The following is a 15,302-nucleotide window of genomic DNA, read 5'->3' on the forward strand; positions in this document are numbered from 1 at the left end:
TGTTGATTTCCACGCAGAAGTGACCCACTAACCCCCAGGATTTCCATCTAAATCTGATCCACGTACTAACCCTAACCTGCTGCTTTGTTAAGCAGCAGGAGACCAGGAGTGATAGACGTGGCAACACTGAGTGTCATCAGGCGCTGGGCCCTGCGAGAGCAGCTGTCCATCCGGGAGATCGCCCGCCGCACGGGCCTCTCGCGCAACACCATCCGCAAGTACCTGCGCGCTGGCGAGGCCGAGCCGCACTATGCCAAGCGGATCAGTCCATCCAAGCTCGATCCCTTCGCCTTGAAGCTCGCCGGCTGGCTCAAGACGGAAGCTGGCCGATCCCGCAAGCAGCGGCGCACCGTCAAGCAGATGTACGTGGATCTGCAGGCCCTGGGCTATCCGGGCTCCTACAACCGCGTTGCGGCCTTTGCCCGCCTCTGGCACGAGCAGCGCCTTTTGGCCCAGCAGACCACTGGCCGCGGCACCTTCGTGCCCCTGGCCTTCGGCCCGGGTGAGGCCTTCCAGTTCGACTGGAGCGAGGACTGGGCTTTTCTCGCCGGCGTGCGCACCAAGCTGCAGGTAGCCCACTTCAAGCTCAGCCACAGCCGAGCGTTCTACCTGCGCGCCTACCCACTGCAGACGCACGAGATGCTGTTCGATGCCCACAACCATGCATTCGCAGTCCTGGGTGGCGTGCCCCGTCGTGGCATCTACGACAACATGCGCACCGCCGTAGACCGGGTGCGCCGTGGCAAGGAGCGCGACGTTAATGCGCGCTTTGCGGCCATGGTCAGCCACTTCCTGTTCGAGGCAGAGTTCTGCAACCCCGCTTCTGGCTGGGAGAAGGGCCAGGTGGAGAAGAACGTGCGCGATGCCCGCCATCGCCTGTGGCAGGTGGTGCCGCCATTCGCAAGCCTGCCCGATCTCAATGCCTGGCTTGAAGAGCGCTGCGTGGCGCTGTGGCACGCGATCGAGCACGGCAAGCTGCCGGGCACCGTCGCGGATGTCTGGGCTCAAGAGAAGGCAGCCTTGATGCCGATGCCCCGGCCCTTCGATGGCTTTGTGGAGCACACCAAGCGAGTCTCGCCCACCTGCCTGGTCCACTTCGAGCGCAATCGCTACAGCGTCCCGGCGCCGTATGCCAATCGGCCGGTGAGCCTGCGGGTCTACGCGGATCGCCTGGTGATTGCCGCCGAAGGCCAGATCGTGTGCGAGCACCAGCGCCTGATCGAGCGTAACCACCATGGTGCGGGTCAGACCGTGTACGACTGGCGCCACTACCTGGCAGTGCTGCAGCGCAAGCCCGGCGCCTTGCGCAATGGAGCTCCCTTCCTGGAACTGCCAGCGGCCTTCAAGCGACTGCAGGCCACCTTGCTCAAGCAACCCGGCGGCGACCGGGAGATGGTGGAGGTACTGGCACTGGTGCTGCACCACGACGAACAGGCTGTGCTCGCTGCAGTGGAGCTGGCCCTGGAGTCGGGAGCTGCCAGCAAGACCCACATCCTGAACGTGCTGCACCGCCTGCTGGATGGTAAGCCCGCTCCAGCACCGGTCACATCGCCGCAGGCCCTCAAGCTGGCGGTGGAACCCCAGGCCAATGTGCTTCGCTACGACCAATTGAGGGAGGTGCGCTATGCGTCATGACCCTGCCATCGCTTCCATCGTGATCATGCTGCGCGAGCTCAAGATGCATGGCATGGCCCAGGCTGTTGCGGAACTGGCCGAACAAGGCGCTCCGGCCTTCGAGGCCGCCCAGCCGATCCTGTCCCAGCTGCTCAAGGCTGAGACCGCCGAGCGGGAAGTGCGCTCGGTGGCCTACCAGTTGAAGGTGGCCAGGTTCCCTGCGTACCGAGACCTGGCTGGCTTTGACTTCGGCCACAGCGAGGTGAACGAAGCTCTGGTGCGGCAGTTGCATCGGTGCGAGTTCCTGGAGAACGCTAACAATGTGGTGCTGGTGGGTGGGCCGGGTACGGGCAAGACCCACATCGCCACAGCCCTCGGGGTGCAAGCCATTGAGCACCATCGTCGCAGGGTGCGGTTCTTCTCCACCGTGGAGTTGGTCAATGCATTGGAGGAGGAGAAGGCCAACGGCAAGAGCGGACAGTTGGCCCACCGCCTGGCCTACGCTGACTTGGTGATCCTCGATGAACTGGGTTACCTGCCGTTCAGTGCTTCAGGGGGCGCGTTGCTGTTCCATCTGTTGTCCAAACTGTACGAGCGCACCAGCGTCGTGATCACCACCAACCTGAGCTTCAGCGAATGGGCCAGTGTGTTCGGAGACGCGAAGATGACCACGGCCCTGCTGGACCGGCTCACGCATCACTGCCATATTCTGGAGACCGGCAACGATAGCTTCCGGTTCAAGAACAGCTCGGCACAACAACCACCACAGACCACCAAGAAGGAGAAGACAGCCAAGAACTTATCCACAACGTGAGCATCGAGTTCACGCAAAAGGGTGGGTCAGATCGCGATGGAAATGGTGGGTCAGGTTTGCGTGGAAATCAACATTTCGACTGACTGCGGAACCAGAAAATGGGATAAACGGGACTTCAGTCTATTGGATAAGGTAGGCTGCCCCGGAGGCACCCAACCTATCCTTCAAATTGGCACGGCTTTCTTCATCCATGGAAATCTACATAAGCACCGACGTTGAGACAGATGGGCCAATACCAGGTCCCAATTCGCTGCTCAGCTTTGGCTCTGCCGCTTTTACCGGAGATAAGCAGTTGCTCGGAACGTTCCAAGCCAATCTTGAAACGCTAGCCGATGCTAAAGGTGACCCTGACACCCTGGAGTGGTGGGCGAAGCATCCGGAAGCATGGGCAGCATGCCGCAGCAATCTTGAGGCTCCAAGTGCAGCGATGGTTCGGTATGTTGAATGGATTAAAGGCCTAGGCGGTAGGCCTGTGTTTGTCGCCTATCCTGCGGGCTTCGACTTTCTGTTCGTGTACTGGTATCTCATCAGGTTTACCGGGAGCAGCCCGTTTGGCTTCTCGGCGCTCGATGTCCGTTCTTTTGCCATGGCGGAGCTACGCGTTGACTACGCAGCCAGCAGCAAAAAGCACATGCCCAAGGAGTGGTTCGACGACTTGCCTCACTTACATGTGGCATTGAGCGATGCGCTAGAACAAGGAGCTATGTTCTGCAACATGCTTCAGCAGAATCGCAAGAGCCGGTCTTGACTGGGCCATCAGGCCCTCATCGGCTGGCCTCGGCCGTAAGCCGTCTCAGCGACTTTTGGTCGTGAAACCAGACCCCAATTCCTTGCGGGAAGGGCTTGGTTCCCAAGATGACAAACACAATCCCGGACAAGTCTTCAGCTGCAGCGCGCGCATAGTTCGCTGCTAAGAGTTCATCGTTCATTGAAGGCTCAGGCGTCGACACTGGATGTGTGTGCCAAAGACCGACACAGTGCAAGCCGTTCTCGAAAAGCCTCACCCGCTCAGCAAAGGCCTGATAGGTATTGAAACGCACGCCAGTGCGGCTTGCCGAGACGGGTGGCAAGACGGTAGCATGTTCGATGACTATGTCAGTCGTTGTCAGGTCCCTGGCATAGAGCTGGCCCACTGTTTCGTTGCGGCCGCAACCCCTTTGAACATTTGCCTCAAAGAGGCCTAGGACGTTCGAGGTAAAGTTCAGGCAACCTGCTCCGGGGATGAGCCTGAAATTAAGCAATTTGGCCTTCTCGCGCGGCTCGGGTTAAAGACGCGAAGTCGCGTTGGAAGGTGCCGCTGTCATGCTTGTAATCGGTCACTGGTACCAACGGACCTGGAACAGCCAGGTCGCCGAGTTCCTCGAAGAACTTGGTGCCTCTCGCCCATGTCCAGACCGTAGACGATGCCTGAGTTCCATCGATGTGACTGAGCAGTCGCTCGCAGCAGAAGGCGGCAATTTGCCAGATGTCGGAAGCTCCGTAGGGATGGAAACTGACACCACAAGCAGGAAGTCGAACTGCAGTGTCAGCGTTCCACGTCGCGATGTTGACGGCTTCGTCCGCTGGGTCAGATTGCGGCCAGGAGTCACCAGCGTTAATCCAGACCAAATGGCCAGCGGCGCACATCGGCTCCGCCCAAACCATGGCTACCGGCGTGTTGGACAGCAGGCCCACGGCCAATCGACTCAGTAGGACGCGCACAGCACTCTCTCCAGTGCAGTCGATGACAAGGTCGAACTGTTCTTTGGTGACCGTAGCTTCCACGAAGTTGGCAGCGATAGCTGTGCGGCCATCTACTTTTAAGCCTGGCACTTCTTTGCGCAACTGCAGCGCAAGTTCCACCGCCTTGAAGCTGTCCGCAGAGGAGTACCCAAGTACATGTCTGGACGTGTTTTCAGGCTTAAAGGTTTGCATGTCGACTAGGCTCAAATAGCCAACGCCCGCACGCGCAAGCAACTCTGCGATGGGAGAGCCAAGCGAGCCGCAGCCCAGAAGCAGCACCCGTTTGGTCCTGCGGTTGTGAAGGGCCGGAAGCTGATGGTCGCGGGCCAGCCCCCAATCAGCATCGACCCGTTCAACCTTAACTGGCACCACATTTGGCTCAGTCAAACCGGGCACAGGTGGCGGCAGAAGGTAGTAGCCAAATGTGGCAGGGCCTTGGACCAGGACGATAAGGTAAGGGTGCGCTTTGCCGTCTTGCTTATCCTTCAGCCATTTGGACAGCTCGACCTCTTGCGCTGTCCAGCCCTCTATCAGCGTCTGAAGCTCGCCAAAAGAGCGTGCCCATGTACTGGGTGTCCATCTCGCCTCATCCGGCATTCGAACAAATAGCGTGTGGCCCTTCTGGTACGCCCCGCGTGCCCAGCCATGACGATGCGACAACACGTTCGCATCGACCTTGCCTACGGTCGCAAGTGCAACATTGGCTCGTTTGCTCGGAGGTTGGCGCCGATAGAGGGCCAAGTCACCGTTGATGTACCGGTCGAATGCGTCTACGGCGACGCGAATTTGCCTCGGAGTGTTCAGCTGATGCCGAACACGCATCGCGTCAGAAAACCGTATCCAGTAAGCAGTTCGCTCCGAATGAAACTCTGTATCCACCCAGTCGGCATCCCTGCAGGCGTCAACGAACCGTTGGAAGTCCTTCAGTACGTCACCGACCGCGTACGCCGGGCTGTCGTAGTCACCTGGTTTAGGCTTTACGCTGTGGCAGACACGCCCGTCCTCCTCAACGTGAGGCAACAACAAGCACAGCTCCTTGCTGATGTAGACCTGAGCAGGCGTGGCGGGGAAATCACGGGGCAGAACAAGCCGGGCTTTCAGCCCTTCGCGAAATTCTGCCAGCCTCCAGCTGTAGAGCTTCGTCAGGCTCCCAGGAGATGTCTCCCGAACCGCAAAATCCGTCCCAACTCCCTCCAGCCAATCAGCAACCGCGTTCTTGGCTTTTTCAAATAGGCTTGCAGCCTGCGGTGCAGGGTCAGGCAAGTTGGTCCTTAGAGCCGGCTGGGATAGGGCGGGTGGGGTTAGAGCGGGGTTCTGCAGGCAGCGCGCCGAGCAAGCCACCAAGGGCACCGGTGGCCTGCAGGCCTGCGCGCCAAGCCTTCACGCCATGGTCCCCGAAGACGTTCTGAATGTTCTGTTCACCCTTCTTGGTGTGCTCGTCGGAGAAAAGGGCCTCAAGGTCCTTCTTGAGCTGGGCGTGCCAGCCATGAAACTCGTTCCTACGGGCGCCGTCGTCCTTGTTCCAACGCTCCGCGAAGTTTTCGCCATTTTTGGTTGGCAAGGCCGGGTTCATCACAGAGTACATACCGGTTACGTACTGAATGTAGTTGGGCAATCGGTCCGCCACCTCCAGAGCGACTTCAATGGCGCTGGTGAACGTCTGTTTCTCTTTGGTCACCATCTCGTCGTACGCGGTTGCGGCCAAGGTGACCAGAATCACAGAGATGGGCATGGATGCGCGGCGCTCATCTGGCTTGCCCCGGTAGTAGTTATCGCGATGCAGCTTTAGCAACTGGACAGTACGGCGCAGGATGTCGTCAATGCGGATGGGTTCAATTGGGACGGGGTCGGCTTTGAAGTCTTCCAGGGCCATGCTCTTCGCGATAGCATCGCCTTCTTGGAAACGGAAGCGTTTGTTGGCGATGTCGCAGAACCAGTCCGCAAAATCCTCTGGGTTGGAGGGATTCCAAATGGTTTCAGGATCACGCACCCGGAGCTCAGTACCAGTGAATTGGTGGCTGGTGGGGATGGCCGGCGTGACGTCGAAGTAGAAGCTTTCGTTGGGGTATTGGAGTCGCCAGCAACGGCTCTTCGCCGAAGGGTCTCCGGCTCCGTCAACGCCTTTAAGCGAGTCTCCGAAGTCCTGGAAAAACTGCTCCGATTCCCGAAGGTTCGCGTACTTTGGTGACGACAGCTTGACCACAATGTCCAAGTCAAACTTCGTGTTCCCGTAATTGGCGATGGTGGTTTGGGTCTTCATCGAGCCTTGGACAACGATGTGGACGGTTGTCTCGTCAACATGAAGCTTCTTGGCAATGTGCTTTTGAAGGTCCTCGTACTTCTTGATGGCTTTCGCCCGCTTCTCCTCGGGCAGCTCCAGTTTGGACAGCATGCCGATGATGAATTTCTCCCACTGGAGCTCGTCTTTCCGAGCGTCCAGCATTGCGATGACATTCTTCGAAAGCGAAATCGGGTTCGTCGTCATGGCTTTTCCTAAGTCAGGGTTGGTGCACGAGTTGTTGAGTCGAGACAAATTGAGCCTGCGCTCCCTCAGCACGAGGCATTGCAACGCTCCACGGATAGCAAAGAGGTTGCTGTGGTTCGAACTGATAAACAAGCACCTCTGGCATGTTCCGGTCGTAGGCCGAGCCGATGCGAAGCGAAAGGCTTGCTGGTGCCGCAAGCACAAGATGAATCCGCTTGATGCCCCGGTCCGAAAGCTTGCTGATGGCCTTGAGGAACTGGTCCAGCAGGGCAACCTGCTTTTCTTTAGACCAGAGGTCATTCAAGGCTGAGTTGGGTAGCTGAAGCCGAACGACTGGAGTTGTGTCGAAAGTGTTCTTGAGATGCGCTTCTCGGATGCGGTAAGACACTGAAACAGCCAGCACTACCTCTTCGGTACCTTCAACCAGCACGTCCGTGTTCAACGCTTCGAACCGGTCGTCATCGTCGATGCCCGCTAGCTCATGCCACGCGTGCCGAGTGCGCTCCCAATCAAAGAACTCTTTGCTTCCTCCGTCGTTGAGAAGCATGCCTGCGTAAAACAGGAGCGGTACCTGCAAGATGCCTCCTGCGACAACCGTCACATCCGCCTGAATGGTGTCGCCGCAGCGAAGGCGAACTTGCTCAGGAATGAGGCTCAGGGTCGAAATAGCTGCCTGTACGTTCGGTGGCGTGCCGGTCAGATAGTCGCGGACATTGACCAAGCAATCTTCACGGCGGCCGATGTACTTGGGAGGAATGGCGTTTTTAAGAGGGGTGGCGGTGGTGTCGACCAAGCCGCGCAATTCCACGCATATGACACGCTTGCGATTTGCCGCGCGGAAGTCCCGCACCAATTCAAAAATGATAATGCCTGCGCAGATGACAAAAATCACGACCGCAGCCCACCCAACAACGTCGCCAACTACTCCCGCGCCACCTGATGTCCCGACTTTTAGCTCTTCGACGCCAGCTTCAGTTTGCCACCGCCAACTCGCGTCGAAGCTGAAGCCAAGGACCATTGCCAGCAGGCTCACGCACATGCCCATCACCAAGTAGACAGGGCGTCTAGTTCTGGTGTAGTAGGCCACCAGAACCTCAATCATTTTTTTGAGCCAGACCACGGCACTCCCTAAATATTTGTGTCTGCAGGCCGGCCGAGCGTTCATGGCGGCCGAAAGCGTTGGGCACTTCCTGCTTCTACATATGCCCTACGATTTTCATCATAAGGGCATGGGTTGTCTGAAGAGGGTCAACCAGCGGGATATTTGAGTAATGGCCAGCGGCAGCTTCTGGCCCCATTGCAGCCGCATAAGCTTGAGCCTCAATCGACTGCAAACGCTGCAAAGCCGACGTCTGCACGTAGAAGCTGAACGACAGCAGCGGGCTCATTGCGGTCGTTGAGGCAAAAAAGAACCTGTCATTCGCAAAACGTGCCAATCACGCTACACACGCAGTAAGTTCTGGGGATTTAATCGGTGAAAGCAACAAACAAGTCGCTTACGTTGCTAGCGGTGGGTGACTTCATCATCCATATCAGCGTCAAACCGGCAACCGATACATGGTCTCGTTGCATGATTTGCATGCAACTACGCGCTGAAGAGCCAGCCCACCAAAGCTGGTGTTGCGAATGTAGCCCGAACTGCAGTTTTTGCAGACCACGCCACGCTTAGTTCGAGTTTCGGGATACCGCTTTATGTACTCTTCCATTGTTGGCCAGGTTAGCCAGTTTTCGTAAGCTTGCATCAGCCGGGTTTTGTTCCTTTTTCTCTCAACCATATCAGACAAAATGACACCCAGTAGCGCCAAAATGAACACCAAAATGGTCACTTGAACCCACAAGGGGGCGTGCATATAGAGGCGCCAAACATCAAAAAAAAGAGAGGTGCTGTTGTAAGTTGCCTGGGATGAAACCACTTCAACGGCGGGCTTCGCAGCGTCTACTTTCTCCCAATCTGCCAAAGCTGTAGATGCCATTTTCTGCTCTCAAAAACTATTGATGCCGTCAAGGTTCAGACCCGCGTTCGAAATCATAGACCATCTATTCCTGTACATTTCCGTGTAGCATAGGTATTGATGAAATCAGGCTGGGCGAGACTTCGGCGCCGTACATCTCCTGCAGGTGGCTTTGAATCTCGCGCACCGTCATGCCGCGGGCGTACAGCGAGATGATTTTGTCGTCGAAGCCCGCCCAGCGGGTTTGGTGCTTGGGGATGAGCTGGGGCTCGAAGCTGCCATGGCGGTCGCGTGGCACTTCGATAGGCAGGTCGCCGAAATCGCCCTTGAGGGTCTTCCTGCTCTTGCCGTGGCGGGTGTTGCCGCTGGCGTTGGCGACGGCTTTATGGCGTTCGTGACCAAGGTGTTCTGTCAGCTCCGCGTCGAGTGCCTTCTCGACGAGCAGCTTGGTCAGTTGCTTGAGCAGGCCGTTCTCGCCAATGAGGTCTTCAGGCTTCTTGTAGTCGGCCAACAGGCTGGCCAGCAGTTCTTGGGGTACTTCGTGCTTCTTGGATGCCATTGTGCTTACGGATAAGCAGGCTCTAGCTTGCGGTGGATTGGCCGTTTACACAAATTGCTGCACACCCTCTAATCTTCACGCGCTCGCAGTTATTGACCTGCGGCAAAAGCGTCCGGACGTGGAGCTCGAGGCCGAGCGCCGTTACACATGGCAGATGCTGCGGGACTTGGAGCCGACCGCCTTGCGAGCCGCTGTGCCTGTTGAGTTTCATCTGGCTGAGGGGGTACCGGCGGAACAAATCGTTCTGCAGGCACAGGAGATTGGCGCGGACATCGTCGTACTTGGACATCATCAACGTTCGACTCTTGCGCAGCGCTTTGTCGGCTCGGTGGAGCAGGAAGTCATTAGCCATGCACCATGCGCTGTGATGTTAGCGCCGTCGCTTCACACGTGCTGACACGTGAAGTGACACCATTACCTAGTTGAGCCACCCTCAGAGGCATCAATGCCTGCAAGACGGATTTTGAAGATGCCCCGGTCCGTTAGAGAGCTGACACAGGTGAGGGTATCGCCGTCATGGAAACCCTTGGTTTCTATACAAATGGCTGTCCACGAGTAATCGGTTGTCGCCGCAGCGAGTTGATTGAAACCAAGGAGAGCGGCGCATCGTGACTTGGAATTTGGCCGTCTCCGTTGCCTTTCTTTGTCAGGACAGGACTTTATTGGTAGTCAGGTTTTGAGGGCAGAACTTATTGTTAGAAAAACAGGCATTTGGGGCACTTTGACAGGTAGAGCGAGTTTTTGAGCACCCGAGGTGCGCTCAGGGACAAGATGGCGGTCCTTGGCGCAAAAGAGGACCTCTTTCTGCGGCTGAGTCGGAGAACAGAACTATTTGTCGTCTTGCGGACCTGTTTTTGGACCATCCAGCACAGGACTGTTTGACACACAGCGATCAGAACAGCACTTATTGGCTCGGGTCAGCACTTTATTGTTCGTAACCAGCGAGCGAGATCTCGCCCGGGCGCGGCGGCGAGCCGCCACCCACCAGCGCCACTGCGCTGGCCGTGTGGTGCGGGCTGCAGGTCGGGCGCAGCGCCCAGTGCGACAGCGCAAAGCGGCCCGTGAGGCTCGCCACGGCCGCGCTCTCGAGCGCCTCGTCGACGGTCATGGCGGGCAGCACGCCGGCAAAGCGCTGCGCCAGCATGGACTTGCCCGAGCCCGGCGGCCCCACGAGCAGCAGGCTGTGGTTGCCGGCGGCGGCGATCTCCAGCGCGCGCTTGGCACCGGCCTGGCCCTTGACGTCGGCCAGGTCGGCATAGCTGCCCGTGGCCTGCAGCGGCTGGGCCGACAGGCGCGCCCAGCCGCCGTCCGGTGGCGCATCGGCCGGGCCATCGGCTGCGCCGCTGCCCGGCGGCAGGAACTGGCGCACCACATCGAGCAGGTGGCGCGCGCGCCAGACCTGGGCCTCGGGCACCAGGGCGGCTTCTTCGGCGCTGCCCGGGGGCAGCACCAGCTGCGCCGCAACCTGGCCGTTGCGCAGCGCCAGGCTGGTGGCCAGCGCACCGCGCACCGGGCGCAGCTCGCCCGACAGTGACAACTCACCGGCGAACTCGTAGCCCGCCAGGCGCGCGCCGTCGATCTGCCCGCTCGCGGCCAGGATGCCGAGCGCGATCGGCAGGTCAAAGCGCCCCGAGTCCTTGGGCAGGTCGGCCGGCGCCAGGTTGACCGTGATGCGCTTGTTGTGCGGAAACTCCAGCCCCGCGTTCTGCAGCGCCGAGCGCACGCGCTCGCGCGCCTCCTTGACCTCCACATCGGCCAGGCCGACCAGCGTGAAGCTGGGCAGGCCGTTGGCCAGATGCACCTCGACGGTGACGGGCGGGGCCTGCAGCCCCAGCAGGGCGCGGCTTTGCACCAGAGCAAGACTCATGAGCGTGTTTCTCCCCAGATCAGTGCGTTGTGGCGGTCGCGCGGGAGCCCGGAGCGCGCCGTGCACCAGCAGGGTGCGCGCCGCGCCGGCAGGCCCCGCCAATGTACCTGCTGTGCAGCGCGCCATCGGGGCGCACACGCCGGCGCGGGGGCGCAAACGGCATGGCACGGTCCGTGCTTAAACAGGCCGTCCCCACCCCGTCCACCAGGAGAAACCATGATCCGCAGCCCCGCCATGACCTTCGGCCTTGCCCTTGCCGCCGCCCTGCCGCTGTTCGCCAGTGCCCAGCTCACCGCCAACTTGGGCCTGACCAGCAACTACAAATTCCGCGGGCAGGACCAGGACACGTCGCGGCAGCGCGCCGTCAAGCCGGCGCTGCAGGGCGGCTTCGACTACGCGTTCGGCGACACGGGCTGGTATGTGGGCAACTGGAACTCCAGCGTGGACTGGCTGTCCGGCAACTCGCTCGAAGCCGACCTCTACGGCGGCTACAAATTCAAGGCCGGCGGCATGGACCTGGACCTGGGCGCGCTGACCTATGTCTACCCCGGCAACCACCATGGCAACACCACCGAGCTCTACGGCGCGGCGAGCTTCGGGCCGCTCACGGCCAAGTACTCGCACGCCGTGTCCAGGGACTATTTCAACTGGGCCGGCGCGCAGGCGGGCTCGGGCCTCAAAGGGCGCAACACCGGTTACCTGAACCTCGCCTATGCCCACGAGATCGCGCCCCAGACCACGCTCAAGGCCGCGGTCGGCTACACGCACTTCGCCGGCGACATCCACCGCCAGGGCGTGCCGCACTACGTGGACTACAGCGTGGGCGGCGCCTACGACTTCGGCGGCGGCCTCGCGCTCGGCGCCGCGGTGGTGGGCGCCAACCACAAGGCGTTCTTTGGCGACGGCAACAAGGCGCGGCTGGTGGTCTCGCTGACCAAGACGTTGTAACCCCATCCACCCGGGCGGCAGCGCCGCCCTTTTTCGGAGGATCTCCAAATGAAAATGGTGACTGCCATCATCAAGCCCTTCAAGCTCGACGAGGTGCGCGAGGCGCTCTCGGACATCGGCGTGCAAGGCATCACGGTGACTGAGGTCAAGGGCTTTGGCCGGCAAAAGGGCCACACCGAGCTCTACCGTGGCGCCGAATACGTGGTCGACTTTCTGCCCAAGGTGAAGATCGAGGCCGCCGTGCCCGACGAACTCGCCGAGCGCGTCATCGAGGCCATCGAGACCGCCGCGCGCACCGGCAAGATCGGCGACGGCAAGATCTTCGTGACCAATCTGGAGCAGGTGGTGCGCATCCGCACCGGCGAGACCGGCAGCGCTGCCGTCTGAGCACCTCCCCACCCTTCCACCGAATGCGAGGCCTTGCCATGAAACCCCGACTTCTCTCCTATGCCCTGGCCCTGACGATGGTGTGCAGCGCTGCCGCCACGCTGGCGCAGACCGCGGCGCCGACCGAACCGGCCGCCGCTGCCGCCGTGGCCCCCGCCGATGCCGGCGCGGCGCCCGTTGCCGGTACGCCCGCTGCCGCCATGCCCGCGCCCGGCGCCGAGGCTGCCGTGGCCGCGCCGGCCGCGCCCGCGCCCACGCCCAAGCTCGACTCGGGCGACACCGCCTGGATGCTGACCTCCACGCTGCTCGTGATCCTGATGGCCCTTCCGGGCCTGGCGCTGTTCTATGGGGGCCTCGCGCGCTCGAAGAACATGCTGTCGGTGCTGGTGCAGGTGTTCGTGGTCTTTGCGCTGGTCAGCGTGCTGTGGGCGCTGTACGGCTACAGCCTGGCCTTTGGCGGCGAGGGGCGCTTCTTCGGCGACTTCAGTAAGGTGTTCTTGAAGGGCATGGCGCCCGACACGCTCTCGGGCGCGCTGCCGACCATTCCCGAGTACGTGTTCGTCGCCTTCCAGTCCACCTTTGCCGCCATCACCGTGGCGCTGATCGTCGGCTCGTTTGCCGAGCGCATGAAGTTTGCCGCCGTGCTGCTGTTTGCCGTGCTGTGGTTCAGCTTCAGCTACATCCCGATCGCGCACATGGTCTGGGGCGGCGGCCTGCTGGCCAAGCACGGCGCGCTCGACTTTGCCGGCGGCACCGTGGTGCACATCAACGCCGGTGTCGCCGGCCTGGTGGGCGCCTACCTGGTCGGCAAGCGCATCGGCTTCGGCAAGGAGGCGCTGACACCGCACAGCCTGACGCTGACCATGGTGGGCGCGTCGCTCTTGTGGGTGGGCTGGTTCGGCTTCAACGCCGGCTCGGCGGGCGCGGCCAATGGCGCCGCCGGCCTGGCGTTCATCAACACCCTGCTGGCCACGGCGGCGGCCACGCTCTCGTGGCTGGCGGGCGAAGCGCTGCACAAGGGCAAGGCCTCGATGCTGGGCGCAGCCTCGGGCGCGGTCGCCGGCCTGGTGGCGGTAACGCCGGCGGCCGGCTTTGTCGGCCCGATGGGCTCGCTCGTGATCGGTCTGGTCGCGGGCCTGGTCTGCCTGTGGGGTGTGGGCGGGCTCAAGAAGATGCTCGGGGCCGACGACGCCTTCGATGTGTTTGGCGTGCACGGCGTGGGCGGCATCGTCGGCGCGCTGCTGACCGGCGTGTTTGCCGCGCAAGGCCTGGGCGGTACCGGCGGCCCCACGCCCGAGAGCTTTGCGATGGGCGCGCAGGTCTGGGTCCAGGTCCAGAGCGTGCTGCTGACCATCGTCTGGTCGGGCGTGGTCTCGGTGGTCGCCTACAAGGTGGCCGACCTGCTGCTGGGCCTGCGCGTGCCCGAAGACGAAGAGCGCCAGGGCCTGGACATCACCTCGCACGGCGAGACCGCCTACACGCGCTGAGCACGCCAGCGGCGCCGCACCCGGCGCCCACCCGAGGCCCGGCCTGCTTGCACGGCGGGCCTTTGGCCTGGATGGCCGACCGCAGAGCGCTGCGGCAGGCCGTGCGGGGAATAATGGTTGGCTGCGCAAGGCTGCAGGAGGGCAAGCACATGGCATGGAACGTGGTGGGCAGTGAAGTCTGCGAACTGGGCGAGTCGCCGTTCTGGCAGGCCGGCGAGCAGCGCCTGTACTGGGTCGACATCGCCGGGCGCGCCGCGCTGCGCGCCGACCCGGCGAGCGGCGCCACCGAGCGCTGGCCGCTGCCGGCCGAGCCCGGCTGCATCGCGCCGGCGCGCAGCGCGGGCCAGGCCAGCGGCTGGGTGCTCGCGCTGCGCGACGGCATCTACCGCGCGCCGCACTGGGGCGGCGCGCTGCACCGCATCGCGCGCCTGCCCTACGACCCGGCGTACGAGCGCGCCAACGACGGCAAGTGCGACCCGTTCGGGCGCTTCTGGGTCGGCACGCGCGATGAGCGGCCCGGTGGCGGGCACGCGGCGATGTACTGCGTCGACGCGCGCCACGGGCCGGCGCAGGTGCGGCCCATGTGGGGCGGCGCCGGCACGCTCAACGGCCTGGGCTGGTCGCCCGACCAGCGCACGCTCTACAGCGCCGACACGCCCACGCACCGCATCGAGGCGCGCGATTGGGACGGCGAGCGCAACGCGCTGGGACCGGCGCGCACGCTGCACCAGTTCGCGCCCAAGCCGGCGGGCTGGCAGCCGGGCGAAGGCCAGTACGGCGGACGCCCCGACGGCGCCGCCGTCGATGTGCAGGGCAACTACTGGTGCGCGATGTACGAGGGCGCGCGCGTGCTGCAGCTCTCGCCTGCGGGCGCGGTGCTGCAGAGCATCGCCACGCCCGTGGCCTGCCCGACCATGGTCTGCCTGGGCGGGCCCGAGGGGCGCACGCTGTTCGTCACCACGGCGCGCCAGGGCCGCCCGGAGGATGAACTGGCACGCACGCCGCTGGCCGGCCGCGTGCTGGCGCTGGCGCAGCCGGTGGACGTGCCGGGCCTGCCGGTGCAGGCGTTCGAGGACGCTGCTGCAGCGGCCCAAGACCCGGTTTGACATGTCAAAAAAGAGAGCTGCCAGCGATTGCTGCATCAGCGTCAGAGCACGATTGGACTTGAAATCTGGAGGGCCCATGCCATGGCTGAACTGCTGAGCTTGCGGCGCGTGAACGACGGCGTGGTGGCGGTCTTTCTGGCCAGCGGCGCGCCGGTCGGCCACCTCAAGTGGATCTCCGGCCTGTGGAAGTTCAAGGCCCTGGGCTACGAGGGCACGGAGCTGGTGCCCGGCGGCGGGCCGCTGACGGCGCAGCACAACCGCACGTTCGCGGTGCTGGACGCAGCGCAGATCAGCGCCGCGCTGCTCGCGCAGTAGAGTCCCGGGGCGCGCCGGCCCGCGCTTTGCGGCCGCCGCCCACCCG

At 62.2% G+C, this 15,302-nt stretch carries 15 protein-coding genes and 2 pseudogenes; 9 read left to right on the forward strand and 8 right to left on the reverse strand.

What is annotated here, in order from left to right; translation table 11 throughout:
* The first annotated feature begins 108 nt into the window (after window positions 1-108).
* The 3 genes from istA (at window position 109) to B2J89_RS18960 (ending at window position 3,176) form a co-directional block, all read left to right on the forward strand.
* Window positions 109-1,635 (forward strand): IS21 family transposase, encoded by a 1,527-nt coding sequence (gene istA, locus B2J89_RS18950; RefSeq protein WP_169167869.1) that lies wholly within the window; start codon window positions 109-111, stop codon window positions 1,633-1,635.
* Window positions 1,625-2,428 carry an IS21-like element ISThsp10 family helper ATPase IstB gene (istB, locus tag B2J89_RS18955; RefSeq protein WP_169167868.1) on the forward strand — a complete coding sequence of 268 codons (804 nt, stop codon included), beginning with the start codon at window positions 1,625-1,627 and terminating at the stop codon, window positions 2,426-2,428. The genes istA and istB overlap by 11 nt, the downstream gene beginning before the upstream one ends.
* A gap of 190 nt (window positions 2,429-2,618) precedes the next feature.
* Window positions 2,619-3,176 (forward strand): exonuclease, encoded by a 558-nt coding sequence (locus tag B2J89_RS18960; protein ID WP_169170480.1) that lies wholly within the window; start codon window positions 2,619-2,621, stop codon window positions 3,174-3,176.
* Window positions 3,177-3,192: 16 nt separating this feature from the next.
* Here the strand turns inward: B2J89_RS18960 and B2J89_RS18965 are convergent, their stop codons facing one another.
* From B2J89_RS18965 to B2J89_RS18995, 7 genes and pseudogenes are all read right to left on the reverse strand, one after another.
* Window positions 3,193-3,561, reverse strand: coding sequence for a Mov34/MPN/PAD-1 family protein (locus B2J89_RS18965; RefSeq protein WP_371809102.1), 369 nt, complete (start codon window positions 3,559-3,561; stop codon window positions 3,193-3,195).
* Window positions 3,562-3,661: 100 nt separating this feature from the next.
* Window positions 3,662-5,413 (reverse strand): ThiF family adenylyltransferase, encoded by a 1,752-nt coding sequence (locus B2J89_RS18970; RefSeq protein ID WP_169170481.1) that lies wholly within the window; start codon window positions 5,411-5,413, stop codon window positions 3,662-3,664.
* Window positions 5,406-6,635, reverse strand: a complete 1,230-nt coding sequence (locus B2J89_RS18975) for a nucleotidyltransferase (RefSeq protein WP_169170482.1) — start codon at window positions 6,633-6,635, stop codon at window positions 5,406-5,408. Before B2J89_RS18975 ends, B2J89_RS18970 begins: the two co-directional genes overlap by 8 nt.
* A 13-nt stretch (window positions 6,636-6,648) precedes the next feature.
* Complete coding sequence (locus B2J89_RS18980; protein ID WP_205763900.1) at window positions 6,649-7,737, reverse strand: SAVED domain-containing protein; 1,089 nt, start codon at window positions 7,735-7,737, stop codon at window positions 6,649-6,651.
* A 94-nt stretch (window positions 7,738-7,831) separates the two neighbouring features.
* The gene (locus B2J89_RS18985; RefSeq protein WP_169170484.1) at window positions 7,832-8,023 is read right to left on the reverse strand and encodes a hypothetical protein; all 192 of its coding nucleotides are present in this window, start codon (window positions 8,021-8,023) and stop codon (window positions 7,832-7,834) included.
* A gap of 150 nt (window positions 8,024-8,173) precedes the next feature.
* Entirely contained in the window at window positions 8,174-8,608 is a 435-nt protein-coding gene (locus B2J89_RS18990) for a hypothetical protein (protein WP_169170485.1), read from the reverse strand.
* Between the two features lie 94 nt (window positions 8,609-8,702).
* Window positions 8,703-9,146 (reverse strand): annotated as a pseudogene (locus tag B2J89_RS18995) (transposase); the annotation flags it as partial.
* Here B2J89_RS18995 and B2J89_RS19000 point away from each other — a divergent pair.
* Window positions 9,136-9,543, forward strand: a complete 408-nt coding sequence (locus tag B2J89_RS19000; RefSeq protein ID WP_169170486.1) for a universal stress protein — start codon at window positions 9,136-9,138, stop codon at window positions 9,541-9,543. The pseudogene B2J89_RS18995 and the gene B2J89_RS19000 overlap by 11 nt on opposite strands.
* Window positions 9,544-10,086: 543 nt before the next feature.
* Here B2J89_RS19000 and B2J89_RS19005 read toward each other — a convergent pair.
* Window positions 10,087-11,013, reverse strand: a pseudogene (locus B2J89_RS19005) (YifB family Mg chelatase-like AAA ATPase); the annotation flags it as partial.
* Window positions 11,014-11,229: 216 nt separating this feature from the next.
* Between B2J89_RS19005 and B2J89_RS19010 the strand changes: the two are divergent.
* The 5 genes from B2J89_RS19010 to B2J89_RS19030 all read left to right on the forward strand — a co-directional run bounded on the left by B2J89_RS19010 (window position 11,230) and on the right by B2J89_RS19030 (window position 15,256).
* Window positions 11,230-11,961, forward strand: a complete 732-nt coding sequence (locus B2J89_RS19010) for a TorF family putative porin (protein WP_169170487.1) — start codon at window positions 11,230-11,232, stop codon at window positions 11,959-11,961.
* Between the two features lie 48 nt (window positions 11,962-12,009).
* Entirely contained in the window at window positions 12,010-12,348 is a 339-nt protein-coding gene (gene glnK / locus B2J89_RS19015) for a P-II family nitrogen regulator (RefSeq protein ID WP_169170488.1), read from the forward strand.
* Window positions 12,349-12,386: 38 nt separating this feature from the next.
* The gene (amt, locus tag B2J89_RS19020) at window positions 12,387-13,835 is read left to right on the forward strand and encodes an ammonium transporter (RefSeq protein WP_169170489.1); all 1,449 of its coding nucleotides are present in this window, start codon (window positions 12,387-12,389) and stop codon (window positions 13,833-13,835) included.
* A 149-nt stretch (window positions 13,836-13,984) separates the two neighbouring features.
* On the forward strand, window positions 13,985-14,941 hold the full coding sequence (locus B2J89_RS19025; protein WP_169170490.1) for an SMP-30/gluconolactonase/LRE family protein: 957 nt from the start codon (window positions 13,985-13,987) through the stop codon (window positions 14,939-14,941).
* A gap of 81 nt (window positions 14,942-15,022) precedes the next feature.
* Window positions 15,023-15,256, forward strand: a complete 234-nt coding sequence (locus B2J89_RS19030; RefSeq protein ID WP_169170491.1) for a hypothetical protein — start codon at window positions 15,023-15,025, stop codon at window positions 15,254-15,256.
* Window positions 15,257-15,302 lie beyond the last annotated feature (46 nt).

Source organism: Acidovorax sp. SRB_24 (genome assembly GCF_012931925.1).